This is a genomic window from Pseudomonas sp. LB3P31 (genome assembly GCF_054897945.1).
In genome coordinates this window covers 2,365,668-2,391,369 of record NZ_CM142710.1, presented here as the reverse complement: position 1 = coordinate 2,391,369, position 25,702 = coordinate 2,365,668, and the positions used below count along the sequence as shown (strand labels likewise).

The 25,702-nt window shown below is 60.5% G+C and carries 23 protein-coding genes; 12 read left to right on the top strand and 11 right to left on the bottom strand.

Annotated elements, in window-relative coordinates; all coding sequences use genetic code 11:
- Window positions 1-19: 19 nt before the first annotated feature.
- Window positions 20-1,396 (bottom strand): L-serine ammonia-lyase, encoded by a 1,377-nt coding sequence (locus ACYZTK_RS10940; protein WP_462014446.1) that lies wholly within the window; start codon window positions 1,394-1,396, stop codon window positions 20-22.
- 135 nt (window positions 1,397-1,531) lie between these two features.
- On the opposite strand from ACYZTK_RS10940, the gene ACYZTK_RS10935 reads away from it, so the two are divergent.
- A complete protein-coding gene (locus ACYZTK_RS10935) occupies window positions 1,532-2,479 on the top strand; it encodes a LysR substrate-binding domain-containing protein (RefSeq protein WP_462014445.1) in 948 nt (315 codons plus the stop codon).
- A 214-nt stretch (window positions 2,480-2,693) separates the two neighbouring features.
- Window positions 2,694-3,101, top strand: a complete 408-nt coding sequence (locus tag ACYZTK_RS10930) for an HPF/RaiA family ribosome-associated protein (protein WP_462014444.1) — start codon at window positions 2,694-2,696, stop codon at window positions 3,099-3,101.
- A gap of 213 nt (window positions 3,102-3,314) precedes the next feature.
- On the opposite strand, the gene fecA is transcribed toward ACYZTK_RS10930, so the two are convergent.
- From fecA to ACYZTK_RS10900, 6 genes are all read right to left on the bottom strand, one after another.
- On the bottom strand, window positions 3,315-5,648 hold the full coding sequence (fecA, locus tag ACYZTK_RS10925) for a TonB-dependent Fe(3+) dicitrate receptor FecA (protein ID WP_462014443.1): 2,334 nt from the start codon (window positions 5,646-5,648) through the stop codon (window positions 3,315-3,317).
- Window positions 5,649-5,776: 128 nt separating this feature from the next.
- Window positions 5,777-6,376, bottom strand: a complete 600-nt coding sequence (locus ACYZTK_RS10920; RefSeq protein ID WP_462014442.1) for a hypothetical protein — start codon at window positions 6,374-6,376, stop codon at window positions 5,777-5,779.
- A 26-nt stretch (window positions 6,377-6,402) separates the two neighbouring features.
- Window positions 6,403-7,026, bottom strand: coding sequence for a hypothetical protein (locus ACYZTK_RS10915; RefSeq protein ID WP_462014441.1), 624 nt, complete (start codon window positions 7,024-7,026; stop codon window positions 6,403-6,405).
- The gene (locus ACYZTK_RS10910) at window positions 7,023-8,483 is read right to left on the bottom strand and encodes a PAAR domain-containing protein (RefSeq protein WP_462014440.1); all 1,461 of its coding nucleotides are present in this window, start codon (window positions 8,481-8,483) and stop codon (window positions 7,023-7,025) included. The genes ACYZTK_RS10915 and ACYZTK_RS10910 overlap by 4 nt, the downstream gene beginning before the upstream one ends.
- A gap of 105 nt (window positions 8,484-8,588) precedes the next feature.
- On the bottom strand, window positions 8,589-9,527 hold the full coding sequence (locus tag ACYZTK_RS10905; RefSeq protein ID WP_462014439.1) for a FecR domain-containing protein: 939 nt from the start codon (window positions 9,525-9,527) through the stop codon (window positions 8,589-8,591).
- Window positions 9,524-10,009, bottom strand: coding sequence for a sigma-70 family RNA polymerase sigma factor (locus tag ACYZTK_RS10900; protein ID WP_462014890.1), 486 nt, complete (start codon window positions 10,007-10,009; stop codon window positions 9,524-9,526). The genes ACYZTK_RS10905 and ACYZTK_RS10900 overlap by 4 nt, the downstream gene beginning before the upstream one ends.
- A 187-nt stretch (window positions 10,010-10,196) precedes the next feature.
- On the opposite strand from ACYZTK_RS10900, the gene ACYZTK_RS10895 reads away from it, so the two are divergent.
- From ACYZTK_RS10895 to ACYZTK_RS10870, 6 genes are all read left to right on the top strand, one after another.
- On the top strand, window positions 10,197-10,502 hold the full coding sequence (locus ACYZTK_RS10895) for a DUF3649 domain-containing protein (RefSeq protein ID WP_462014438.1): 306 nt from the start codon (window positions 10,197-10,199) through the stop codon (window positions 10,500-10,502).
- Entirely contained in the window at window positions 10,499-12,079 is a 1,581-nt protein-coding gene (locus ACYZTK_RS10890) for a PepSY-associated TM helix domain-containing protein (protein WP_462014437.1), read from the top strand. The genes ACYZTK_RS10895 and ACYZTK_RS10890 overlap by 4 nt, the downstream gene beginning before the upstream one ends.
- A complete protein-coding gene (locus ACYZTK_RS10885) occupies window positions 12,079-12,408 on the top strand; it encodes a DUF3325 domain-containing protein (protein ID WP_462014436.1) in 330 nt (109 codons plus the stop codon). Before ACYZTK_RS10890 ends, ACYZTK_RS10885 begins: the two co-directional genes overlap by 1 nt.
- Window positions 12,405-12,974, top strand: coding sequence for an RNA polymerase sigma factor (locus ACYZTK_RS10880; RefSeq protein ID WP_462014889.1), 570 nt, complete (start codon window positions 12,405-12,407; stop codon window positions 12,972-12,974). Before ACYZTK_RS10885 ends, ACYZTK_RS10880 begins: the two co-directional genes overlap by 4 nt.
- Window positions 12,971-13,960, top strand: a complete 990-nt coding sequence (locus ACYZTK_RS10875) for a FecR family protein (RefSeq protein WP_462014435.1) — start codon at window positions 12,971-12,973, stop codon at window positions 13,958-13,960. The genes ACYZTK_RS10880 and ACYZTK_RS10875 overlap by 4 nt, the downstream gene beginning before the upstream one ends.
- 200 nt (window positions 13,961-14,160) lie before the next feature.
- Window positions 14,161-16,590 carry a TonB-dependent siderophore receptor gene (locus ACYZTK_RS10870; RefSeq protein WP_462014434.1) on the top strand — a complete coding sequence of 810 codons (2,430 nt, stop codon included), beginning with the start codon at window positions 14,161-14,163 and terminating at the stop codon, window positions 16,588-16,590.
- Between the two features lie 146 nt (window positions 16,591-16,736).
- Here ACYZTK_RS10870 and ACYZTK_RS10865 read toward each other — a convergent pair whose 3' ends face one another.
- Window positions 16,737-17,612 (bottom strand): helix-turn-helix domain-containing protein, encoded by an 876-nt coding sequence (locus ACYZTK_RS10865; RefSeq protein ID WP_462014432.1) that lies wholly within the window; start codon window positions 17,610-17,612, stop codon window positions 16,737-16,739.
- Between the two features lie 137 nt (window positions 17,613-17,749).
- On the opposite strand from ACYZTK_RS10865, the gene ACYZTK_RS10860 reads away from it, so the two are divergent.
- Window positions 17,750-18,652: a DMT family transporter gene (locus ACYZTK_RS10860; protein ID WP_462014430.1), complete on the top strand. Its 903-nt coding sequence runs from the start codon at window positions 17,750-17,752 to the stop codon at window positions 18,650-18,652.
- Window positions 18,653-18,663: 11 nt separating this feature from the next.
- On the opposite strand, the gene ACYZTK_RS10855 is transcribed toward ACYZTK_RS10860, so the two are convergent.
- From ACYZTK_RS10855 to ACYZTK_RS10845, 3 genes are all read right to left on the bottom strand, one after another.
- Window positions 18,664-19,173 (bottom strand): DUF2165 family protein, encoded by a 510-nt coding sequence (locus tag ACYZTK_RS10855; protein ID WP_462014429.1) that lies wholly within the window; start codon window positions 19,171-19,173, stop codon window positions 18,664-18,666.
- Window positions 19,174-19,344: 171 nt separating this feature from the next.
- Window positions 19,345-20,319: a 2-hydroxyacid dehydrogenase gene (locus ACYZTK_RS10850; RefSeq protein WP_462014428.1), complete on the bottom strand. Its 975-nt coding sequence runs from the start codon at window positions 20,317-20,319 to the stop codon at window positions 19,345-19,347.
- A gap of 74 nt (window positions 20,320-20,393) precedes the next feature.
- The gene (locus ACYZTK_RS10845) at window positions 20,394-21,362 is read right to left on the bottom strand and encodes a LysR family transcriptional regulator (RefSeq protein WP_462014427.1); all 969 of its coding nucleotides are present in this window, start codon (window positions 21,360-21,362) and stop codon (window positions 20,394-20,396) included.
- A 269-nt stretch (window positions 21,363-21,631) separates the two neighbouring features.
- On the opposite strand from ACYZTK_RS10845, the gene ACYZTK_RS10840 reads away from it, so the two are divergent.
- The 3 genes from ACYZTK_RS10840 to ACYZTK_RS10830 all read left to right on the top strand — a co-directional run bounded on the left by ACYZTK_RS10840 (window position 21,632) and on the right by ACYZTK_RS10830 (window position 25,692).
- Window positions 21,632-23,131, top strand: coding sequence for an efflux transporter outer membrane subunit (locus ACYZTK_RS10840; protein WP_462014426.1), 1,500 nt, complete (start codon window positions 21,632-21,634; stop codon window positions 23,129-23,131).
- A 178-nt stretch (window positions 23,132-23,309) separates the two neighbouring features.
- Window positions 23,310-25,502 (top strand): FUSC family protein, encoded by a 2,193-nt coding sequence (locus ACYZTK_RS10835; protein ID WP_462014425.1) that lies wholly within the window; start codon window positions 23,310-23,312, stop codon window positions 25,500-25,502.
- On the top strand, window positions 25,492-25,692 hold the full coding sequence (locus tag ACYZTK_RS10830; protein WP_462014424.1) for a DUF1656 domain-containing protein: 201 nt from the start codon (window positions 25,492-25,494) through the stop codon (window positions 25,690-25,692). The genes ACYZTK_RS10835 and ACYZTK_RS10830 overlap by 11 nt, the downstream gene beginning before the upstream one ends.
- The last annotated feature ends 10 nt before the right edge of the window (window positions 25,693-25,702 follow it).

Genomic DNA, 25,702 nt, shown 5'->3' with positions numbered 1-25,702 from the left:
GGCGGTCAGGGAATGCTCCTCAGCACTCCACCCAGCTCACGGCCAGGCCGCCCCGTGAAGTCTCTTTGTATTTGTCGTGCATGTCGGCGCCGGTATCCCGCATGGTGCGGATGACCCGGTCGAGGGAGATGAAGTGCTTGCCGTCACCGCGCAAGGCCATCTGCGTGGCGTTGATCGCCTTCACGGCGGCAATCGCGTTGCGTTCGATGCAAGGCACCTGGACCAGCCCGCCGACCGGGTCGCAGGTCAGGCCGAGGTTGTGTTCCAGGCCGATTTCGGCGGCGTTTTCCAGCTGCTCCGGCGTGGCGCCGAGCACGTCCGCCAGACCGGCCGCGGCCATGGCGCAGGCGGATCCGACTTCACCCTGGCAGCCGACTTCGGCGCCGGAGATGGACGCGTTTTTCTTGCATAGGATGCCCACCGCCGCAGCGCCGAGAAAGAACGCGACCACGTCATCGTCCGAAGCGTCCGGGTTGAATTTCATGTAGTAGTGCAGCACCGCCGGAATGATCCCCGCCGCGCCGTTGGTAGGCGCGGTGACCATGCGCCCGCCAGCGGCGTTTTCCTCGTTGACGGCGAGGGCGAACAGGTTGACCCATTCCATGGCGGACAAGGTGGAGGTAATGACGTTCGGCTTGCCGATTTCCAGCAGGGCGCGGTGCAATTTCGCCGCCCGGCGCGGCACGTTCAGGCCACCCGGCAGGATGCCTTCGTGGCGCATGCCTTGCTCTACGCATTCGCGCATCACCGACCAGATGTGCAACAGGCCCTGGCGAATGTCGGCTTCGCTGCGCCAGGCCAGTTCATTGGCCATCATCAGCTCGGAAACCCGCAGGCCGTGCTGGTTGCACAGCTTGAGCAGTTCGGCGGCGCTGGAAAAATCGTAAGGCAACACCACGTCGCTGGCAGGCGCTATGCCTGACTCGGCCTCGGCCGCTTCGATAATGAAACCGCCGCCAATCGAGTAGTACGTCTGCTCGGCCAGCTCGCCGGTTTCGCCGAAGGCGGTCAGGGACATCGCGTTGGGGTGGTACGGCAGGCTCTCGTCGAGCAGCAGCAGGTCGGTCTGCCAGTTAAAGGCGATGCTGGTTTTGCCGGCCAGCTGCAGCTCACGGGTTTCGAGCAGAGTGGCGATGCGCTTGTCGATGCTGGTCGGGTCGATACTGTCCGGCCATTCACCCATTAGGCCCATCACGCAGGCGCGGTCGGTGGCATGCCCGACGCCGGTGGCCGACAGGGAGCCGTAGAGTCGGACTTCTACCCGACGGACGGCGCTCAGTAGATCCTGGTCGTCGAGGGCCTTAGCGAAGGTCGCTGCGGCGCGCATCGGGCCCACGGTATGGGAGCTGGACGGACCGATCCCAACTTTAAACAGATCGAAAACACTGATAGCCATGCTAAAGCCTATACAAGAAATGGAAGAGAAATCGCTGCCATTTTTGTAGGACAAGCGCAATGTGGGCGATACTGCCCACCTCGGTCCTGAGTGACCAACGAATTTTCCTACTCAAGCCTTTAGCGGGACTAAACGATGAGCCGTCAATTGCATGCCCAGACTTACGTCTGGCTGCACGTGTTTTCCTGTGCCGCGCGTCACTTGTCATTTACCCGCTGTGCCGAAGAGCTGCATATCACGCCGGGTGCAGTCAGCCAGCAGATTCGCCAGCTGGAAGAGCGTCTCGGCTTTCGCCTGTTTCACCGACGAGCTCGGGGCGTTGAACTGAGCGCTGAAGGCCAGCGGTTGGCCATTACCGTTAATGAGGCGTACGGCAGCATCGACGCGGAATTGCGACGACTGGACGCCGGAATGATCAGCGGAACTCTGCGAGTGCGCTCGATTCCCTCCTTTCTCAGCAAATGGCTGACACCGCGCCTGCCACGTCTGCAGCAGCGCTTTCCGGATATCCAGCTGCGACTGGTAGCCGAGGACAGCAGCGTGCCGTTACATGAGGGCGATTTCGACCTGGCGATCGACCTCAATGACGGCAGCTATCCCGGACTGTTATCCACAACCCTGCTGGACGAGCAGATATTCCCGGTGTGTTCGCCGAGCTTGTTGCGCGGCCGTCCGCCGCTGCACGGGCCGGCGGACCTGCTGCACTTTCCGTTGCTGCACGACATCACCGCCTGGCGCGGCAGCTATGAATACGCGGAGTGGGAGTTCTATCTGAATGCCATTGGCTTCGAAGGCGCGGATGTACGGCGCGGGCATACGTTCAATCGCAATCACCTGACCATCGAAGCGGCGATTGCCGGCATGGGCGTGGCGATTGCCCGGCGCACACTGCTCAACGACGAACTGGAGCGCGGGACCCTGATCGTGCCATTTGGCCTGGCAGTACCCAACCACAAACGCTACGTTTTGCTCTACGCGCCGGGAGCGCTGAGCCATCCGAATGTGCGCGCGGTGCATGACTGGCTGGTGGAAGAGGCGGGGATTTTTCGTAGCCTTCACCCGCTGGGCGAGCGGCAGATGTGAGCGGCTGGGGAGGTCTGACAGTGCCCGACCAACTCCCGACCTTAACAGCGCTTATACCGGTTGTCCGACTTTTTTTGCGAATACATATTTATCTTTTTTTAGGGGTTGAAATGTTCCGCCAGCAGACCGATTGTGTAAGTAAGAGGTCACGGTGATGACGCCCAAGGGCTAGCCAAAAGGCCTCTCGCGAGCTAGCTGAAATAAGGGATGAACTATGCAAATCCAAGTCAACAGTGATAACCATATTCAAAGCAGCATCCGACTGGAGGAGTGGGTACGTACTACCATTGAGAGCACGCTCGAACGTTATGAAGAGGACCTGACCCGCGTCGAGGTTCATCTGCGGGACGAGAACGGCGACAAGCCCGGTCCCCACGATATGCGCTGCCAGCTGGAAGCGCGGCCAAAAGGCCATCAACCGATTTCCGTCACCCACAAAGCCGACACCCTGGAGCAAGCGATCGACGGTGCGGCCGAAAAACTCGAACATGCGCTTGAGCATTTGTTCGGCAAACTGCGGGGCAAACCACGTGCCGCTATCGTGCCTTTTGAAAAGCCGCAGGCTGATGCGCTGCTTGAAGAAGAGTTTCTCGAGAACGAACAGGCCGCGCTAAACGGTTGAAGCCTGATGTGATTTTTATCTTTCCACCACCCGAGACGGGCCTGCCATTGCAGGCCCGTTTTTATTTGAATGGCCCCCGAACCCTGTGGGAGCGTGCTTGCTCGCGATGGACTTCAGGGCACCGCATTGATTCAGACAGCCAGCGTTATCGTTGACGACCATCGCGAGCGAGCTCGCTCCTACAGGGGGGCGCGGTGGATCTTGGGTCGCCGGTCAGAACGCTACCGAAGTCTGCAAGTAAACCGTGCGCGGCTCACCCACATATTTCCCCTTGTTGTTATCGTCAAATGAGCGGGTGAAGTACTGATGGTTGAAAATATTCTTCACCCCCACCGCCACGTTCAAATCCGATAACTTCGGCCCGAAGTCATACCCCGCGCGACTGCTGAACAACATGTACCCAGGGATCTTGCCGGTGCTGCCGTCGGCGCTCTCAGCCGAGGTGTTGGCGTTGTCAGCGAACTGGTCGCTCTGGTAGCTGCTGTCCAGGTTCAACTTCCACGCGCCTTCGGTATAACCCACCCCGACAGTGCCCTTGTGTTTCGAAGAGAACGGCACGCGGTTGCCCTTGTTCGCACCCTCTTCGCGAATGGTCGCGTCCACGTAGGCATAAGTGGCATACACATCGAAACCGGCCAGCGCCGGGCTTAAATCGTCGAGCGCGTAGTTGATGCTGCTTTCGATCCCCTGATGACGGGTTTCGCCCCGGGCGATCACCGAATCGTTGGTCTGGTTGCTTTCGTACTGATTGTCGAAGTTGATCAGGAACGCGCCGATTTCTGCGCGCAACGCGCCGTTGTCGTAACGAGTGCCGAGCTCCCAGGTGCGGGCCTTTTCCGGTTTGACTTCGCCGCTTGTGACTCGATTCGGCATCTGACTGTATTGCACGCTGCCGAAAGAGCCTTCGGTGTTGGCGTATAGATTCCAGCTGTCGGTCAGGTGATAGAGTACGTTCAGCGCGGGCAGGGCGGTGTTGTAGTCGCCCTGATACTTCTGGTTCGTCAGGTTGTTGGTTTGCTGCGAATCAATCATCTCGTAGCGGATGCCCGGCGTGATCGTCCACTTGCCGATATCGATCCGGTCGTCGACGAAGAACGCATTGGCCTCGGTGCCACCCCGGGTATCGCGGTCGTTGCGGCTGCTGGTGGTCGGGTATTCGTTGCTGGCGATCGGCGTGCGGTAGCGCAGTTCGTGGCCCGCTTCGTTGATGTAGCGATAACCCACGCCAACTTCATGGCTGCTGGGGCCGATATCGAAACCCTGGGCGAAGCGGGTCTCCAGGCCGCGCACCCAATATTCGCGAGGCGACAACGAGAGGAAGGTGCCCTGGTCCAGATAACCACTGCGCAGGGTTTTGGTGAAGAAGGTGTTGGCAGTGAATTCCCGGCGATCTTCCTGATAGCGATAGCCGAAATTGAACATCGTGCGGCGGCCCCAGAACTGGTCTTTCGGGCGGGTCGACTGATACGGATCGGCATCGTAATCAGTCACGCTCAGGCCACCGGGCATGTCGGCTTTGCCTTCGTAATACTGGGCCATGGCGTTGAAGCTGTTGGCGTCGTCGAGTTGATATTTGCCCTTGAGGATCAGGTCGTCGATTTGCGTATCGCTGTGTTCACGCCAGTCTCCGCCGCGAGTCCCGGAGTACAGCAGGGCGCCACCCAATCCGTTGTCAGCCGTGCCGCCGGCCAGCAAATTGCCGGTGGTCTTGAAACCGTCGTGGCTGGAAGAAGGACTGGTTTCGGTCTGGAAACCGCCCTTGACCGTCGGCTCATCGGGAATCGCCCGAGTCACGAAGTTGACCACGCCGCCGACGTTCTGCGGCCCGTAACGCACCGCACCGCCGCCACGCACCACGTCGACCGCATCCATGTTGCCCATGCTCACCGGCGCGAACGACAACTGCGGTTGGCCATAGGGCGCGAATGGCACCGGGATGCCGTCCATCAGCACCGTCGAGCGCGAGGCCAGCCGCGGATTGAGCCCGCGAATACCGAAGTTCAGCGCCATGTCATGGCTGCCGGTGCCGTTGTTGTCCGGGGCGTTCACCCCGGGAATGCGGTTCAGCACGTCCCTGGCCTGGGTCGCACCCTGGCGTTCGAACTCTTCGCGCCGGATCACATCACGGGCACCCGGATGCTCGAAAACATTGATCTGCGCGGCATCGCCCAGCCAATCGCCGACTACCCTGGATGTGTCCAGCTCCAGCGCCGCCGCGCTCGCCGGTTGCAGGCTGAACGCATTATTGCCCTCAGCTCGGGCCTGCAGGCCGGTGCCTTCCAACAGGGCATTCAAGCCTTGCTCAGTGGTGTAGCTACCTTCCAGGCCGCGACTTTGCACGCCGCTGGTGACCTGCGAGCCAAACGAAATCAACACCCCGGCTTCACGCCCGAACTGGTTGAGCGCGTTCTCCAGCGAGGACGGCGCGATGTGGTACGACCTGGCGTCAGCGGCCAGTACCAGTGGTAGCGCACCAAAACTCAGGCTGGCGCCCAGCAGGAGTTGGCGCAAGGTGCGGGCCAGCGGGGTGAGGCGGGTGGGTTGCATGGACGACGATCCTGAGAAGGTGGAATCAAGGTGGCTTTCCTTCTCTGTCACGCCAGATCTGAAAAACGGCTCATTTTTTAATTAGAAAATGTGGGTGCGCCTTTGCAATCAATTTCAAGGGTGAGAAATCATGGATCCACCCAGGGTTTGGCTAGCGAAAGCTTGATGAGGTAGCGTTCCTCGGTAGGGCGCTTCACGTCTCTGAAACGGTTGACCACCACCATAACCTGATACCGGTCTCCGGCTTGCCAATAAGATGTGCCCCCTTTGTTCACATCTCTCAATCGGGCCCGCCATTGGGGTGTGTCAGCGAAGGGCGGATCGTAATTGACTCGTATAGGTATCCAACCTGCCTGGAGCCATTGATCTTGCAAGTCCAATAAGACCTTAAGCGTATCTTCAAGCAAAAGTGGTTCGACTTGTGGAGACATTCGCACACTTCGGACGCGGCCATCATTGGTGAAAGTGACTGTGAAATAACGAGCCAGAGGTGTCACGAATCCGTATTGAGGGTGCAAAAATCGAAGACGAGCATCCGACTTGGGTACCAAGCCCCAAAATTGACCGGGAATTGCTGGACCTATGTCCGCAGTTGATCGGCTGCGCATGGCGTCCCATGGCTCCCCGATCATTAGCGCAATTTCTGGTTCATCAGATAACGCGCGAACTGCCGCTACAGCCAGTAGAACCGCCAATGCCAGTGCCAGGAAACTACCAGTTCCACCCATGCGGCTAACACTTCTTCCATCAAGGTTCAGAGTCCTGGCCTCCCCCATGGAGTAGCCAGTTGCAACGTGATCAGGTAGCGCTCCTCTGTCGGACGCTTATCGTCCAGAAACCGATTGACCCCCAACAAAACCTGATACTTGTCCTCAGCCCGCCAATAGGCAGTGCCACCTATATTCACGTTTTGCAGCCTGGCACGCCATTCTGGAGTGTCGGCGAACGAAGGAAAGTCATCGAGTCTTATCGGAGTCCACCCTGCCTGGCGCCATTGATCTTGCAAATCCAGCAGTACCTTCAATGTATCGTCGAGTAGCAGCGGCTCGATTTGAGGTGACATTCGGACGCTCCCCACTCGTCCATCACTATCAAAACTGACCGTGAAAAACCGAGCAAGCGGGGTCACGAACCCGTATTGGAAATCCTCAAAGCGAAGACTCGCATCAGATTTTGGTATATGGAACCAGGATTGCCCGGGGAGCGCTGGTGCAATAGTCGCGGTAGAGCGTTGGCGCATGGTTTCCCAAGGTTCGCCAAGCATCAGCGCAATTTCCGGCTCATCGGATAGTGCGCGAACTGCCACAGCGATGAGTAGAGCTACGACTGCCAATAAAAAGGTTCGGCGTCGCCATCCCATTCGTCTTATCAAGCTCACTGCACACCTCGACCTGCAGCAATGTCCCGAATGGAGTGTTCAATCTGTTGGCGACTACTCGAGCTTCGTAACAGGTTATTAAACTGAGTTGCCGCTCTCAATACGAAGTGCATTCGCTGACCGAGGTCGGCCAAGTTGGCAAAGGAGTCCCCGCTGAAGCCTACGGTACGTCCTTCCTCGGGTCTGCACTGGCTGGCTAAAGTGAGTTCGACGGCTGCGGCAGCGCCGGAAGGAAAGTTTTGGACGTAAGAGAAATGATTTCCCCTCAGCAGGTACTCAAACCACCAGTCGTTGTACATCGCTGGCTGCAATATATTCTTCTGCTCATGTTCAGCCAGAAACACGACGCTTTCAGCTACATTTCCCGCTTCAATCGCCTCAAACGCTTGCAGAATTTCCTTGTGGTCGTATCCGAACCGCAACTTGCGCTGCTCGATTGGCCATAGAACTGGAAACTGATCATGTCCATAAATTTTTTGACGTGAACCCAGACACGTTTCAAGCGCCTGGAATCCTCGCTCTTTATAGAAAACATGCAGCGGATACACATCCAGAAAGAGCGTGGTATTACCTAACGCCAGCATGTCGTGCACCAACATGAGTTGCTTCTGTGTATACGATAAAGACTCGCCTGCGTGGCGGGCCCCAGCGGGCAGTGGATTGTTGCGACAGGCTTCTTCGTATTCCCGTTCTGCTCGTTCACGTTGTTGTGAGCTTTCAAGCCGCTCCAGCTCGCTGCGCTTGTCGAATAATCCGCTAAAGCCTCTTCGCACGGCATCCTTTAAACGGACATTTGCTTCGTGTTGCGCCTGAATTTTTTCGACTGACTCAGCGGCATGGAGTAATCCACAACCCACCTGCTTGGAAGCAAACGCCGCCAGCCCCGCCCATTGGAAGCGATCATCTTCCAGCCACAGCCGGGCATACGCGGCATTGATCGCGCGGTTGCGTGCCTTGGGATCTGCAATCAGCACGCCGCCAGGCGCGACGATGGCTTCGGCTTGTTGCTGATAGCTGCGCCAGAGGTTTTCGCAGACGTGTCCAGGGACTTCACTGAACGACGATGACGGGCGTGATGCAAAGCTGGAGGTACGGGGTGCGGCTGGGGAGGGTGCAGTTGGCTGTGGTGCAGCAGGTTGCGCGGCTGGTCTGGCCTGCGGTGCTACATCGCCCTCAATCCACTGACAACGCAGTGTTTGGTTGGCAATCAGCTTGGGCCATGGTTCACACTTGCAGTTGCAAAGGTCGCCGTCGAGGGCGCCTTCGCGTCCACCCAAGTCGTGAGGGAGGCGCGGGCCGGCCAGAACAATCTTGCCGATGCTGTCGCACTCCGGGCAGTAAATGGCGTCGTCTTCGCGGGCCAGAAGTTCACCATTGATGTCGCCGTATTCCCAGCCCGTGCGTACCGTGCCGTTCGCGGTGGTCTTGGCTCCAACGGTGATGAAATAGCGCTTCATGCTAGGTCTGTCCTTTGTTTTGATCCCGGGACAGAAACGCTAAACGAGAGGCTTACAGAAGAAATATCAGACGTTTCGTTGTTTCGCGTAGGACGATTCCGAGTTTCAAGCGCGCGCTTCTACCGTCACCCAATACCGCGTAAACCGCTTCACCTTCACCGGCAAACTGATCTGCAGCAGATCAAGAATCCGCTCGCTATCGTCCAGCGGATAGCTTCCCGAGATCAGCAAGTCGGCTACCCTGGAATCGCAATTGAGTTGCCCGCGGCGGTAGCGTCCAAGTTCATCAAGGAAATCCCCAAGGCGCATATGCGCTGCCACCAGCATGCCGTCGGCCCAGGCGCCACTGTTGGCGTCCAAGGGAGCGGGGCGGGCGAGCCCGTGAGGGCCGAAACTCAGTTGGCTGTTGCTCTTGAGCAGCAACGCACCGCCATTGTCGGGCATTAATTGCACATCGCCTTCTAGCGCTACCACCTGAGTCCGATCGGCGAACTGCCGGACGTTCAGACGCCCGCCCTGCGTCCTCAAAAGCCCTTGGGCGGTGCGTACCTGAAACGCCTGGGTGGCGGTCAGCAGCATCTCGCCTTCAAGCAAACGAATCAGCTGCTGCGACCCCTCGTTGCGGACGTCTACCGAGCTCGCAGTGTTCAACTGCAACTGGCTGCCATTGCCCAGCGCCACCTTGCGTCGCTGGCCAATCGGGCTGCGGTAATCGGCGAGCATTGGCGTCAATGGGTTGTGTTCACGCAGGCCCCAGGTGGCGGCAGAGCCAGCGCCGAGGATCAGCAGCAGCTTGAGTGCCTGGCGTCGACTGCGCGAGCTCGGCGCGTTCAGCGCTGCGTGCGCCAGGGGCGACGATACGCCGTGCAGGCGCTGGTTGACGCGCTGGATGTGCTCCCACGCCCGTTGATGTTCGCTGTGCGCATCGTGCCATTGCTGCCAGGCGTGTTGCTGGCGCGGGTTCAACGGACCTTGCTGGATTTCCAGCAGCCATTGCACCGCTTGCTCGGCCACCCGTGAAGAAAAATTCGCCGGCGAGTTCATAGGGCGAAGTAGCAGCGCATGGCCGCCTTGGTCAGGTGTCGCTTGACCGTGGCGATCGAGATGCCCAGCTCGGCGGCGATCTGCGGGTAGGTCAGGCCATCGACCTGGGCCAGCAGGAACGCGCGTTTGACCGGGCGCGGCAGGTCATCGAGCAATGCATCGAGGTCCATCAGGGTCTGCAGGATGATCGCCCGGTCTTCCTCGGACGGTGCGTACATGTCGGGAGCTTGTGCCAGGACTTCAGCGTAGGCGCGCTCCAGGTCCTGGCGGCGGTAGTGATTGAACAGCACACGCTTGGCGATGGTGGTGAGGAACGCTCGGGGCTCGATGATCTGGGTTTGCCGGGCCGTCAGTACCTTGATGAAGGTGTCCTGGGCCAGGTCGGCGGCGCTCTCGGGGCAGCCGAGCCGACGCCGCAGCCAACCGGTCAGCCAGTTGTGATGGGCGTGATAGAGCACTTCGACGGGATTGGCGGGTGGCAACAGGATCACTCCGAGCGCGTTCGGATGCGTTAGAGAACAAGAATTGTTCGCATTGTAATGGGCTGGAGCGGTTTCGGGCAATCGACTCTCATCGGACTCTTTTGCATATGAGAATATTTATCATTATTATTGGCGACTGCTTCGCTGCCGGATGCTCGCGCAGCCTCACCTGTTTCAAGGCCGAAACATGAAAGTCAAAACCAGTACGCTCCCCGTTTCCTATCGACTGGCGGTCACTTCGCGAGTGCTTGCCGCCGTGGTGGGCGGGTATGTGGTCGCGGCGTTGGCCAGCGTCTGCCTGACGTTGTGGCTGCCGATGCCGCGCGCCGAAGCCGTGGTCACCGGGATGATGACCTCGTTTCTGGTCTACCTGTGCGCGGTGCTGTGGTGCTTTGCCTGCCGCAGTGCGTGGCAAGCGTGGTACGGCGTGATGGTCCCGGCGCTGGTGCTGGCGGCGATAGCCGGCGGCGCGTACTGGATGGGACAGTCATGAAAGAGGGCTTCCGTCAGGCCATGGCCTGGCTGCATACGTGGACCGGTTTGCTCTTTGGCTGGCTGTTGTTCGCGATTTTCCTGACCGGCACACTCGCCTACTTCAAGGACGAAATCAGCCACTGGATGCAGCCGGAAATTCCGGCGCGCTTGGTCTCCTCCGAACACAGCCTGAACCTCGCGCAGGACTACTTGCAGCAGCATGCCCCCGGCGCTTCGCGCTGGCTGATCGATTTGCCGAGCGACCGAGAGCCTGGCCTGTCGGTGCGCTGGCAACAGTCGCCGGCCAAGCGCGGTGAGCGTGGGCAGTTCAGTGAAAAGCTGCTCGACCCACAGACTGGCACCGAGGTGCAAGGCCGGGAGACGCGGGGTGGCGAGTTCTTCTATCGCTTCCATTTCCAGCTGCAGATGCCGCATCCCTGGGGGCGCTGGTTGTCGACGATCGCGGCCATGGTGATGTTCATCGGCCTGATCACCGGCATCATCACTCACAAGAAAATCTTCAAGGACTTCTTCACCTTCCGTCCGCGCAAGGGCCAGCGGTCGTGGCTGGACGGGCATAACGCGGTGGGTGTGCTGGTGCTGCCTTTTCACTTGATGATCAGCTACAGCAGCCTGGTGATCTTCATGTCGATGGTCATGCCGGCGAGCATCCTCGCTTCCTACAAAGGTGATGTCCGGGCGTTTTACGATGAGGTCTTTCCAGCTTCCAGCACGCCGGAGCTCGCCGGTACGCCGGGCCAGCTGGCACCGATGGCGCCCTTGCTGGAACGGGCGCGGGAGCAGTGGTCGGGCGGTCGCGTGGCGCGCTTGACGGTAAACAATCCGGGGGATGCCAATGCCTCGGTGGTGCTGGTGCGCGACGGTGCCGACCGGGTCGTCCACGATGTGAGCAGCGCGGTGACGTTCAATGGCGTCACCGGGCAACTGCTGAGCGCCACGCCGAACCAGCCAGTGGCGATGGCCGTCGCCGGCAGTTTTTATGGTTTGCACATGGGCCGTTTTGCCAGCCCGCTGTTGCGTTGGCTGTACTTCATTTGCGGCCTGGCGAGCACCGCCGTGATCGGCACCGGGCTGGTGATCTGGCTGGGCAAACGCCAGCTCAAACATGCAAAAAGTGGCGTGATGCCGTTTGAGTTGCGCCTGGTGGAAGTGCTGAACATCGCCAGCATGTCCGGATTAACAGTCGCGGTGGCGGTGTTCTTCTGGGCCAATCGCCTGTTGCCGGTCGAAATGACGGCGCGCGCGGATTGGGAAGTTAATGCCTTCTTCATCGCCTGGAGCTTGAGCGTGATTCATGCGCTGCTGCGGCGCGGTCGCAGCGCCTGGTTTGAACAGCTGGCGCTGGCCGCGTTGCTGTTTTGCGGCATACCGCTGCTCAATGCCCTGACCACCTCGCATCATTTGCTCGCGACGCTGACGCAAGGCGATTGGGCGATGGCCGGGTTTGATCTGGCGTGCCTGTGCAGTGGCGTGTTCCTGGCCTGGGCGGCATGGAAAATGCGCCAGGCCGACCAGGTTGCGCCCGCCACCCGCCAGCGCGCTCGCCCCATCACCCTTGAGCGAGAGGCAAACTGATGCTGCTGGCCCTGTTGCTTTGCTACAGCGGTTTTACTGCGTTGTGCCTGTCGATGGATCGGCATCATGCTAACTTGCTCGGTCACAAGCCCACGGTCCGGCGCCGGCAAATCCTGAAGCTGGCGGGCTGGTTGCTGTTGGCTGCTTCGCCCTGGACGCTGGTGGCGCGAATGGGCTGGGGACTGGGGCTGGTCGAGTGGTCGGCGGTATTGATGCTCAGTGCCTTGACGCTGGTACTGTTGCTGCCGTATCGCCCGCGCCTGGTGTTGGTGCTGGCGGGGGTGAGCCTGCTTGCCAGCCCCGTTGCCGCATTCGCAGTGATGACCTGATGACCAGCCACCCGCCGCCATCCAGCGAAGACGAACAACAGGGCAGCGGACGTGCGCATTTCCTGCAGGTGTTCCTGTCCCAGCGTTCGCAGATGGAAGCACTGGTTAATCGGCGCGTCGGCTGCCGGGCGACGGCGGCCGACCTGGTGCAGGACTTGTTCCTGCGATTCTGGCGGCGGCCATTGGTGCAGGTCGAGGAACTCAGCACCTACCTGCTGCGCTGCGCCGGCAACATAGCCATCGACCACTTGCGCAGTGAAGGGACGCGGGTGCGCGTCAATGAAGGTTGGCTGCCGGATCAGCCGGACAGCCACGGCAGCGAGCCGCAGGCGGCGCTGGAAGCCGGCAATGATTTGCGCCACGTCGAGGCCGCATTACGCGCGTTGCCTGAGCGCACCCGGCAGATTTTTCTGCTCAACCGCATCCATGGACGCAAGTATGCGGAGATTGCCAAGGCCATGGGTTTATCCCAGAGCGCCGTGGAAAAACATATGATGCGCGCCCTCGAAGCTTGCAAGGCGAGCTTGCGCGAAACTGAACCACGACGGCCAGGGAAAGCACCGTGAACCACGCCGAGCGCTTAATTCCGACACGTGCCCAAGAGCAGGCGGCTTATGCCTGGCTGAGCCTGTTGCATGACCAGCCCAGCAGCGGCGATCAGGTCACCTTCAGCCACTGGCTGCAAGCCGATCCCGCCCACGCTGAGGCTTACGCCCAGGCGCAGGTGGTGTGGGAGTTGAGCGAAGCACCTGCACGCACGCTGGCCAATGAAGATGCGCTGGCTTTGCAGGGTTACCTCAACGCGATCAACCGTTCCCGTCAACATCGGCTGCGGCGCCGGACTGGTGGATTGGCGCTGGCTGCCTGTCTGTTGCTGATGATTGGCATGGGCGCCGGATGGCAGCCGGCGCGCTGGATGGATGACCTGGGGGCAGACTATGTTTCGGCCCCGGGGGAAATCCGCACGGTGATCCTGGCCGATCAGTCCCGCGTAACCCTGGATGCAGACAGCGCCATCGCGGTGGATTTCACTGGCGGCGAACGCCATGTGCAGTTGCGTCGCGGCGCCGGGTTTTTCAGCGTCACGCACACTGGCGAACCCTTTGTGGTAGAGGCGCGACAGGGCCAGGCTCGAGTGTTGGGCACGCAGTTTGAAGTTCGTTTGCAACCGGGGGGTGCGCAGGTGACGGTGCTGTCGGGGCGGGTCGGCGTTACGGCGGACAGGCAGGCTGCGCAACAGATCCTCGGCGCCGGCCAGCAATTGGCGTATGGCGAAGGCTCGGCGCAGCAACCCCACGGGGTGGACAGCGAAGCGCAGCTGGCGTGGCGCCAGGGTTGGCTCAATTACTACAAGGTGCCACTGGCGGAAGTGGTGAAGGACCTCGGCCGGTATTACCCAGGGCGGATTGTGCTGCTGAACGATGAACTGGCGGCGCGCCGGGTCAGTGGCAGCTTCCCGAGCAAGGAGCCGCAGGCGGTGTTGAGTTCGTTGCAGGGGGTGTTGGGGTTTGAGCAGACCCAAGTGATGGGGCGTCTGATTATTTTGCGGTGAAGCCAGATCAACAGATCGCAGCCTTCGGCAGCTCCTACCGGTTATTGCGTTGCAACCGTAGGAGCTGCCGAAGGCTGCGATCTTTTGCCCTTGCAAAAATATTTCGAGAATCCAGGTGAGGTAAACCGCAGCGCCATCCGTGTAGTGACTGAAACTGCGAGTCATTCGCATCCGTTGCGGTTCTACACAGGTCATGAGCAATGAAGTCCAGGGCAAAAGTGGTGTCGGTCAAACAATGGTTGGGTGCTTCCGCACTGGGCTTTACCGCATTGGCATTAATGCCGTGGAGTATCGCCCAGGCGGCGGAGGCCGGGGCGACTCAGCAGCGCAGCCAGTTCAGCTTCGCCCTGGCCGCCAAACCACTGCCCCAGGCCTTGAGTGACTTCAGCCGATTCACCGGCCTCAGCGTGGTCTACACCGACGATGCGCCCTACGGCCTCAACGCCCCCGCAGTCAGCGGGCAGATGAGTGCCGAGCAGGCACTGCAGCGCTTGCTCAGCGGTTCGGGACTCACCTTTCGCCGCACCGACGCGCACACCCTGGTTCTGGAACCGCTACCCACCCAGGGTGCCCTGAACCTGGGCGCGACCACCATCACCTCAGTGATGGATCAATCCACCAGCTATCAGCCACCCCCCACCAGTTCGGTGATGCGTTCACAGGCGTTGCTCCAGGAAATTCCCCAGACCGTCAACGTGATCCCGGCGCAGGTCATTCGCGACCAGGCGCCGCGTAACCTGGATGACGCACTGGCCAACGTCAGTGGCATCACCCAGGGCAACACGCTTGGCAGCACCCAGGATTCGGTGATGACCCGCGGCTTCGGCGACAACCGCAACGGTTCGATCATGCGCGATGGCATGCCAGTGGTGCAGGGCCGGGGCCTCAACGCCACGGTGGACCGGGTCGAAGTGCTCAAGGGCCCGGCCTCTCTGTTGTATGGCATCCAGGACCCCGGTGGTGTGGTCAACATGGTCAGCAAGAAACCCGAGCTTGAGCAATACAACGCCTTGACCCTGCGCGGCTCGACCTATGGCAACGGCAAAAACGGCAGTGGCGGCGGGCTCGACAGCACGGGCGCGCTGGGCGAGTCCGGGCTGGCGTACCGCATGGTGTTGGACCACGAAGACGAGGATTACTGGCGCAATTACGGAGTGAGTCGCGAGACCCTGGTAGCGCCGTCACTGGCCTGGTTCGGCGAGAGCACCACGCTATTGTTCGCCTACGAGCACCGGGAATTCCTCACACCGTTCGATCGCGGCACAGTCATCGATCCGCGGGACAATCATCCGCTGGACATCTCCCGTGGGCGCCGCCTCGACGAACCGTTCAACGATATGGAAGGCCGCTCGGACCTCTATCACTTCGAGGCCGACCACGAGCTCAACGATAACTGGAGCGCTCACTTCGGCTACAGCTGGAACCGCGAAACCTACGACGCCAGCCAGGTGCGCGTCACGGCCATCGACACCAGCAAAGGCACGCTGACCCGCAGCATGGACGGCACCCATAATGCGATCAGCACCGACCGCTTTACCACGGCCAGCCTGGAAGGCAAGGTTGATGTCGCGGGCATGCAGCATGACCTGGTATTCGGAATCGACGACGAGTACCGCAAGATCTACCGCGCCGATCTGATCCGCCAGAAAAGCCTGAGCACTTTCAGCTACACCAATCCGGTTTATGGTCGCGAAGTGGAAGGCACCACGGTCAGCCCGGCGGACAGCGCGCAGACCGATCTGCTGCGTAGCGATTCGCTGTTCCTGCAGGACTCGGTCCACCTGACCGAGCAGTGGATTCTGGTCGGCGGTGCACGGTTCCAGGCGTACGACCAGTACGCCGGCAAGGGCGTGCCGTTCCAGGCCAACACCGACAGCAATGGGCAGAAGTGGGTGCCCCGTGCCGGGCTGGTGTATCGCTACACCGACGCCTTGTCGTTCTATGGCAGCTACACCGAATCGTTCAAGCCCAACTCGACCATCGCGCCGCTGAGTGGCAGCAGCACCGTGCTGGATGGCAGCATTGCGCCGGAAGAGGCGAAGTCGTGGGAGGTCGGTGCCAAGCTGGACCTGCCAGGACGCGTCACCGGTAATGTCGCCTTGTTCGATATCAAGAAGCGCAACGTGCTGGTGGCCAATTCCGAGGGGCCGGTGACGATCTATAGCGCCGCTGGCGAAGTGCGTTCCCGTGGCCTGGAAATGGACCTGAGCGGCCAGCTCAGCGACCGCTGGAGCATGATCGGCAGTTATGCGTACACCGACGCCGAGGTCACCGAAGACCCGACCTACAAGGGCAAGAAACTGCAAAACGTGGCGAAGAACAGTGGCTCGCTGTCAGCGGTGTATGACTTCGGCAGCATCGTCGGTGGTGATCAATTGCGGGTGGGCGCTGGCGCTCGTTACGTCGGGGAGAGGGCGGGTAACGCAGTGAATGATTTTGACCTGCCGAGCTACACCGTGGCCGATGCGTTTGCCACCTATCACACCCAGCTCGAGGGGCAGAAAATCAAGTTTCAGCTCAACGTGAAGAACCTGTTTGACCGCACGTACTACACGTCGGCGGCGAGCCGGTTCTTTGTGTCGATGGGGGATTCGCGGCAGGTGATGTTATCGAGCACGCTGGAGTTCTGACCTTAAACCGCGTCATCGTTCATCGCGAGCAGGCTCACTCCTACAATGGATCGTGGTCATACAGAAGTTCTTCGTTCACTGGAGATCCAATGTAGGAGTGAGCCTGCTCGCGATGACGGCGGCACAGCCACTACAAATCCCAGGCCCTAGCGCAAAAACGCCTGCCGATACTCCCCAGGCGCCCCACCCAACGCCTGGCGAAACCGGTTGGTGAAATGACTCGCACTGGAAAAACCGCACGCCAGGGCAATCTCGCCTAACGCCTGCGAAGTCGTGCGCAACAGATCCTGAGCCCGGCGCAATCGCCGGGCCAACAGGTATTGATGTGGAGGCAAGCCAAAACTCTCGCGAAACATCCGCGCAAAGTGATATTCCGACAACGCACACAACCCGGCCAATTGCCCCAGGCTGATGGCCTCGGCCAATTGCGCGTCGATGAATTCGACCAACTGCCGCCGCTGATGTGCCGCCAGTCCGCCCTTGAGCCGCAAGCCCTCGCGCTTGCCGACTTGCCCGAGCAGCACGTGGCTAAGCATCTCGTGGGCCAGGCTACTGGTGAGCAGGCGCTCGCCGGGCTCGTGCCAATTGAGCGCGATCAGCTGGCGAAAGCGTCGGGCCTGAAGCGCGTCGTCGAGAAAGGTGTGCTCGCGCAGGAGCAATTCGCGAGGTTCGCGATCCAGCAAGGTGACGCAGCCAAGGGCAAACTGCTCGGGGCTGAAGTACACATGAGCCAGACGGATATCGCCATTGATCACCCAGGCCGAAGGGTGCTCGGCAGGCAGGATGCACAGTTTGTCCGGGGCGCCCATCAGCCCAGGTTGATCGCGGCGGAAGGTGCCAGTGCCCCCGGCGATGTAGCAGGACAGGGTGTGGTGCCCCGGCGCCTCGTAATCCTGCGAGTCGTGATGGTTGTTCCACAGGGCTGCAGCCATGCCGTCACCGAGTTCGGCGCTGTGCTCCAGGCGAGCATGGGGCGAACGGTTGAGGGCTTGAAAGACTTGCAGGGTTTCCAGTGCGGGCATGATCGCGTTCTCCAACGACTTGCATCCTACTCCCTGGCGCCCGACCTGCCAGCCCATGGCCCGACAAAAGCGCAAGTTTATGCAAGTGCACCGAAGCCTGGCGCAGCACACTGAATCCCTATTCAGGAGCTTTGATCATGAACCTTTCGTTGTATTTGCTCACCGTGCTGATCTGGGGCACCACTTGGATTGCCTTGAAATGGCAGTTGGGCGTGGTGGCCATTCCGGTGTCGATCGTCTATCGCTTCGGCCTCGCCGCGTTGGTGCTGTTTGTGCTGTTGCTGCTGAGCCGACGCCTGCAAGTGATGAATCGCCGCGGGCACCTGATTTGCGTGGCGCAGGGCCTGTGTCTGTTCTGCGTCAACTTCATGTGTTTCCTCACCGCCAGTCAGTGGATCCCCAGCGGCCTTGTGGCGGTGGTGTTCTCCACGGCCACCTTGTGGAATGCGCTGAACGCACGGATGTTCTTCGGTCAGAAAATCGCACGTAATGTATTGATGGGGGGCGCACTGGGCTTGGTCGGGCTCGGCCTGCTGTTCTGGCCCGAGCTCGCCGGCCACACCGCCAGCCCGGAGACCCTGCTGGGCCTGGGGCTGGCACTGTTTGGCACGCTGTGTTTTTCTGCCGGCAACATGCTGTCGAGCCTGCAGCAGAAATCCGGCCTCAAGCCGCTGACGACCAATGCCTGGGGCATGGCCTACGGCGCAGCGATGCTGGCGGCCTGGTGCCTGGTCAAGGGTATTCCGTTCGACATGGAGTGGAACACCCGTTACATCGGTTCATTGTTGTATCTGGTCATTCCCGGCTCGGTGATTGGCTTTACCGCTTACCTGACGTTGGTCGGGCGTATGGGGCCTGAGCGAGCTGCGTATTGCACGGTACTGTTTCCGGTGGTGGCGCTGAATGTGTCGGCGTTCGCGGAAGGCTACCAATGGACTGCTCCGGCCTTGTTGGGGTTAGTCTTGGTGATGCTGGGTAACGTCCTGGTCTTCCGCAAACCCCGGGCCGGCATCAAGCCGATGACAGGCAAGTTGGCATGAAAGCATGTTCCTCAACTGTCCTTTGCCACTGTCAGGTAAATCAAGGCGAGGAACATGTATTCGATATTGTTTTGCGCCCAGCGAAAGGCGTCATATTGAGCGGAGTACTCCATGTCAAACCATTCACTGAGAATGGTTATGTAGAACACGTGGTAAACGAATAACGCCGCTGTAAAGCCGATGATCGAAAATTTCTTGGCCTCATTGAACTCACTGCGCGGCGCTTTCAATTTCCTATAGAGCTGCCAGGAGCCATACAGCAAACTGAAGGTGAAAATTATTTCGAGGGTTATGATTGCCCAATAGAAGCGATGATGGAACATTGACGAGGTGACGCCGCGGTACTGCCTGGAATCGTTTCCTTGCGTATCACTCATGCTGAGGATGCGGCCAATGTACTCGGAGTAGGCCGCGTAGTCCGTGAAGTTGTTGATAAGCGTCGTAAGCCCGAAAATTGCGGCCATCAAGACGATCAATATTTTGCTCCGCCTGATGGTAATGGCGGTAGTGAAGTTGCTCATGCAGGTATTCTCCGAAAGTCCGTTTTCTGACTGTTGAACATATCGGAGTTTATAACGAGTGCGCACAAAGCTGCCTGCTACTAAGTTGCAAGCTGTGTCGTTTTCAAGGAGTCAAAGTTTAAGACGACATATATATGTATGGCACGTCGGTCAGGACGTGCCCTATCACGGTCAGCCCTTCCAGACCTGCGGGTTGACCAGATCCTGTGGGCGTTGGCCCAACAGCGCGCTGCGCAGGTTGGTGATGGCTCGGTTGGCCATCGCCTCACGGGTTTCATGGGTAGCCGAGCCAATGTGCGGCAGAGTCAGCGCATTTTTCAGCTGGAACAGTGGCGACTCGGCCAGGGGTTCTTTCTCGTAGACGTCCAGGCCAGCGCCTCGAATACGGTTGTTCTGCAGCGCGTCGATCAGCGCCGGTTCGTCCACCACCGGGCCGCGTGAAATATTCACCAGGATGGCGCTCGGCTTCATCAGGGCCAGTTCGCGATGGCTGATCAGGTGTCTGGTCTTGTCGCTGAGTGGCACTACCAGGCAGACGAAATCGGCTTCGGCGAGCAGCTGATCAAGGGTGCGGAACTGCGCACCAAGCTCTTGTTCCAGTGCGGTCTTGCGACTGTTGCCGCTGTAGAGAATCGGCATGTTGAAACCCAGGCGACCGCGACGGGCGATGGCCGCGCCGATATTGCCCATGCCGACGATACCGAGGGTCTTGCCGTGCACATCGCTACCAAACAGCGGGGCGCCGACGCTCGCTTGCCACTGCCCGGCCTTGGTCCAGGCATCCAGTTCGGCCACCCGCCGGGCACTGCTCATGATCAGGGCGAACGCCAGGTCGGCGGTGCTTTCAGTGAGGACGTCCGGGGTGTTGGTGAGCATGATCCCGCGTTCGTTGAAATACGCCACGTCGTAGTTGTCGTAGCCCACCGAGACGCTCGAGACCACTTCCAGCTTTACCGCGTGCTCCAGCTGCGCACGCCCCAGCTTGCGTCCTACACCTACCAGGCCATGGGCGTGGGGCAGCGCCTCGTTGAATTGCGCATTGATATCGCCATTCTTCGGGTTGGGCACGATGACGACGAAATCCTGTTTTAGGTCTTCGATCATTTGCGGCGTGATGCGACTGAAGGCGAGTACGGTCTTTTTCATGGAGGAGGGCTCGTCGGACTTGGAGATGCCAAGCACGCTAACATTCTTTTCAGGTGCTCGGCGAGCCGGGGCAATCAATTCGCCAGGCGAACCCCGCCCAAACTTCCGCTCAACTCATAGGCCGCCAATTCCGCCTGATGCGCCGCCAGTATTTCCGGCAGCGAACCGCGCAGGTATTCAACCCAGGTCTTGATCTTCGCATCCAAATATTGCCGCGAGGGATAGATCGCGTACAGATTCAGTTCTTGGGAGCGGTAATTTGGCATCACCCGCACCAGCGTGCCGTTGCGCAGGCCTTCGATCGCCGCATACACCGGGAGGACGCCAACGCCCATGCCGCTGGTGATCGCGGTTTTCATCGCGTCTGCGGAGTTCACCAGGAACGGCGAGCTGTTGATGGTGACCATTTCCTGGCCTTCAGGGCCATCGAATGTCCACTTCTCCAAGGGGATCACCGGGCTGACCAGGCGCAGGCAGGCGTGGTTCAGCAGGTCGCTGGGTTTTTGCGCGCAGCCGTTGGCTTTCACGTAGGCCGGCGAGGCGCAGACGATGCTGTAGGTAATGCCCAGGCGTTGCGAGACGAATCCCGAGTCGGGCAGTTCGCTGGCCAGCACGATGGACACGTCGTAGCCCTCGTCGAGCAGGTCCGGTACGCGGTTGGCCAGGGTCAGGTCGAAGGTCACGTCCGGGTGGGTCTTGCGATAGCGGGCGATTGCGTCGATCACAAAGTGCTGACCGATGCCGGTCATGGTGTGCACCTTCAGCTGTCCGGCGGGACGGGCGTGAGCGTCACTGGCCTCGGCCTCGGCTTCCTCGACATAGGCCAGGATCTGTTCACAACGCAACAGGTAGCGTTTGCCGGCCTCGGTCAGGGCGATGCGTCGGGTGGTGCGGTTGAGCAGTCGGGTTTGCAGGTGGGCCTCCAGATTGGAGACCGCGCGCGAGACGTTGGCCGTCGTGGTGTCGAGCTGCACGGCGGCGGCGGTGAAGCTGCCAGCCTCGGCCACGTAACTGAAGGCGCGCATGTTTTGCAAAGTGTCCATGGGGTGCTCTCTGGGCGAATGGCAAATTGTGACACAACGTTTCAGAGTTCGAGACCCCGACCAAGGGATTATCGCTTTAACGGTAACAAAGATTCACAAGAATCCCAGCTTATCGCCAACAAAACTCGCCCATAGAATTGCGCTTCTCTGTGTAGGAGCTGCCGCAGGCTGCGATCTTTTGATGTTGCTTTTAAAAAGGCCAAGATCAAAAGATCGCAGCCTTCGGCAGCTCCTACATGGGACCTCTCTCATCTCAGGAAATCGCCGCAGTGCCGCGTCGCATCAGCAGAGCGCTTCAGACGCTCAGTGTTTTAGCCCTCACCCTGGCAATCAGCGGCTGCATCGGCACTGCAGGTATTGCCCCACAGGGCAAAGAACTGGAAGCCAATGCGCTGGCCACCGACGAAGCCATCCAGAGTGCCGCGCAAGATGCACACTGGCCGACCACGCAATGGTGGCAGGCCTACGGCGACCCTCAGTTGAACCACTGGATCGACCTTGCCCTGCAGGGCAGCCCGACCATGGCGATGGCGGCCGCACGGGTGCGTCAGGCCCGATCCATGGCGGGCATTGCCGAGTCTGCCGAGTCGTTGCAGATCAACGCCGAGTCGACCCTCAAGCGCCACAACTGGCCCACCGATCAATTCTACGGGCCGGGCGAACTGGCCGATACCACCACCTGGGACAACAACGCCGCATTGGGTTTCAGCTATGCCCTCGACCTGTGGGGCCGCGAAAGCAATGCCAGCGAACGTGCTGTCGACCTGGCGCACATGAGCGCTGCAGAGGCCCGACAGGCCCAGCTTGAATTGCAGAACAATATCGTGCGCGCCTACATCGAACTCTCGCTGCATTACGCGCAGCGGGACATCGTTGCCGCCACGTTGCAGCAGCAACAGCAGATTCTCGACTTGGCGCAAAAGCGTCTCGACGGTGGCATCGGTACCCATTTCGAAGTCAGCCAGGCCGAAACGCCATTGCCGGAAACCCATCGTCAGATCGATGCCCTGGACGAAGAAATTGCCCTGAGCCGCAATCAACTCGCCGCGTTGGCCGGCAAGGGGCCGGGCGCGGGTGCGCAGTTGCAGCGGCCCACGCTGTCATTGGGGGCGGCGCTGAAATTGCCGTCGGCGCTGCCGGCGCAACTGCTCGGTCAACGCCCGGATGTGGTGGCCAGCCGCTGGCAGGTCGCGGCACAAGCCCGGGGCATCGATGTCGCTCATGCCGGTTTTTATCCCAACGTCGACTTGGTCGGCAGCCTGGGCTACATGGCGACTGGCGGTGGTGCACTGGAGTTTCTGACCGGCAAGAAGCTCAACTACAGCGTGGGCCCCGCGATCTCGTTGCCGATTTTCGATGGAGGTCGGTTGCGTGCGGAGCTGGGTGAAGCGTCGGCGGGTTATGACCTCGCCGTGGCGCGCTACAACCAGACCCTTGTGAACGCGCTGAAGAACATCTCGGACCAGTTGATCCGCCGCGAGTCCATGGACAAGCAGCAAACCTTCGCTGCCGAATCTGTGGCCGCGGCGCAGAAGACTTACGGCATCGCGCTGATCGCCTACCAGCGCGGGCTGACCGACTACCTCAATGTGCTGAATGCCCAGAGCCTGTTGTTCAAGCAGCAGCAGGTGCAGCAACGGGTTCAAGCGGCGCGTCTGAGCGCCCATGCGGAGCTGGTTACTGCGCTTGGCGGAGGGCTTGGGGCGGGTGGGGATGTGCCGGCAGCCGGCCAGACCCAGGCACCGAAAACCCCGGCGCTACTTAAGTGATTCACGAATTGAGCACAGAACCTGTGGATGAACACTGTCCCTGTGGGAGCGGGCTTGCTCGCGAAAGCGGTGTGCCAGGCGACATCAATGCTGAATGTCAGACTGCATTCGCGAGCAAGCCCGCTCCCACAGGGTCCGAGTTGTCGCTGTACTACCTCCGTTCATTGAGCAGGAATCCATGACCCCCTTGCCCGCTCCTCTGCGCTGGCTGTACTCCCTCGAATGGCGCCGGGGTTTTTTCGACTGGGCACGCAGCGATGGCGTGACCTGGGTCTACATCTTCAAGGTATTGTTCGCCGCCTTCCTGACCCTGTGGCTGGCAATGCGCCTGGAGTTGCCGCAGCCGCGCACGGCGATGATTACCGTGTTCATCGTCATGCAACCGCAAAGCGGCCAAGTGTTCGCCAAAAGCTTCTATCGCTTCCTCGGCACGCTGACCGGTTCGGCTGTGATGGTCGCGCTGATTGCCTTGTTCGCGCAGAACACCGAGCTGTTCCTCGGTTCGCTGGCGATCTGGGTCGGCATCTGCTCGGCGGGTGCCGCGCGTTATCGCAACTTTCGTGCGTACGGTTTTGTACTGGCCGGCTACACCGCCGCTATGGTCGGCCTACCTGCGCTGGCTCATCCAGACGGCGCGTTCATGGCCGCCGTGTGGCGCGTACTGGAAATTTCCCTGGGGATTCTCTGCGCCACCCTGGTCAGCGCCGCGATCCTGCCGCAAACCGCCAGCGCCGCGATGCGCAATGCCTTGTATCAGCGCTTCGGGGTGTTCGCCCTATTCGTCACCGACGGCTTGCGCGGGCGCAGCAAACAGGAGGCCTTTGAAGCGAGCAACGTGCGTTTTATTGCTGAGGCAGTCGGCCTCGAAGGCCTGCGCAGCGTCACGGTGTTCGAGGACCCGCACATGCGCCGACGTAACGGTCGTCTCAGTCGCCTGAACAGCGAGTTCATGGGCATCACCACGCGGTTCAATGCGCTGCACCAACTGCTGGAGCGCCTGCGCAGCAGCGGCACCGATCACGTGGTGGCGGCGATCACCCCAGGCTTGCAGGACCTGGCCGAAGTGCTCGACAGCTTTAGCGGTCGCGCCCTGACCAGCCCCGACGCCGCGCGCCTGGCCTTGGCGCTGGCAACCTACAAAGAGGATCTGCCTGCACGGGTACGCCGCTTGCGCGCCGCCTTTCAGCAGAGCGAACCGAGCGACGCCGAGCAGCTGGATTTTCATACCGCATACGAACTGCTGTATCGCTTCGTCGACGACCTGCACAACTACGCCCAGACCCACGCGTCACTGGCCGATCACAGTCACGCGCGGGAGCAGTGGGACGAGCCATTCACTCCGCAAACCAACTGGCTGGCGTCCGCCGCTTCAGGGATCCGCGCGGCTTTTGTACTGGTGGTGCTGGGCAGTTACTGGGTGGCCACGGCCTGGCCGAGCGGGGCGACCATGACCCTGATTGCCGCCGCGACCATCGGCCTGTCCGCCGCCACGCCGAACCCGAAACGCATGGCCTTCCAGATGGCCTGCGGGACATTCCTCGGCGCGCTGATCGGCTTCGTCGAGATGTTTTTCATCTTCCCCTGGATCGACGGTTTTCCGTTGTTGTGCGTGATGCTCGCGCCGGTGATCGTGCTCGGCTCATTCCTGACTTCGCGGCCACAATACGCCGGAGTCGGCCTCGGCCTGCTGATCTTCTTCAGCACCGGCTCGGTGCCGGACAACCTCACGGTCTACAACCCCTACAACTTTATTAACGACTACATCGCCATGGTGCTGGGCATGCTGGTGTGCGCGGCAGCCGGGGCGATCATCCTGCCGCCCAACAGCCGCTGGCTGTGGCGCCGGTTGGAGCAGGACTTGCGCGGCCAGGTGGTGTACGCAATCAGTGGCAAGCTCAAGGGCCTGGCCAGCAGTTTCGAAAGCCGCACCCGCGACCTGTTGCACCAGGCCTACGGGCTGGCGGCGGGGCAGCCACAGGTGCAACGCGACCTGCTGCGCTGGATGTTCGTGGTGCTGGAAGTTGGTCACGCGATCATCGAGTTGCGCAAGGAGCAGGCGATCCTGCCGGTGCATCCAGCCTATGCCGAATCCCAGCCATGGCGCCAGGCGATCCGCGTAATGGGCCGCTCGCAGGTGCGCCTGTTCCTGCAGCCGAGCCAGAGCAATCTGGAGCGCGGGCTGATTGCCGTGGATCACGCGATCAGCCGCGTACAAGCCACCGACGAACCTTTCGCGCCGCACTTCGATACCTCCGCGTTACGTCGGGTGAAGAGCTACCTGCACTTCATCCGCACCTCGTTGCTGGACCCGCAGTCGCCGCTTGCCGCGTATGCCGCCACCAAGCCCCAAGGACTTGAACATGCCCCGTGAAATCGCCTTCCACGGCGTGTACATGCCGACCATGACGCTGATGTTCTTTCTCGCCGTCGCGCTGGCCTGGGCCCTCGACCGCTTCCTGTCCGGGCTCGACCTGTACCGTTTTTTCTGGCACCCGGCGTTGCTGCGCCTGAGCCTGTTTACCTGCCTGTTCGGCGCCCTGGCGCTGACTGTTTACCAATGAGAACGACGTG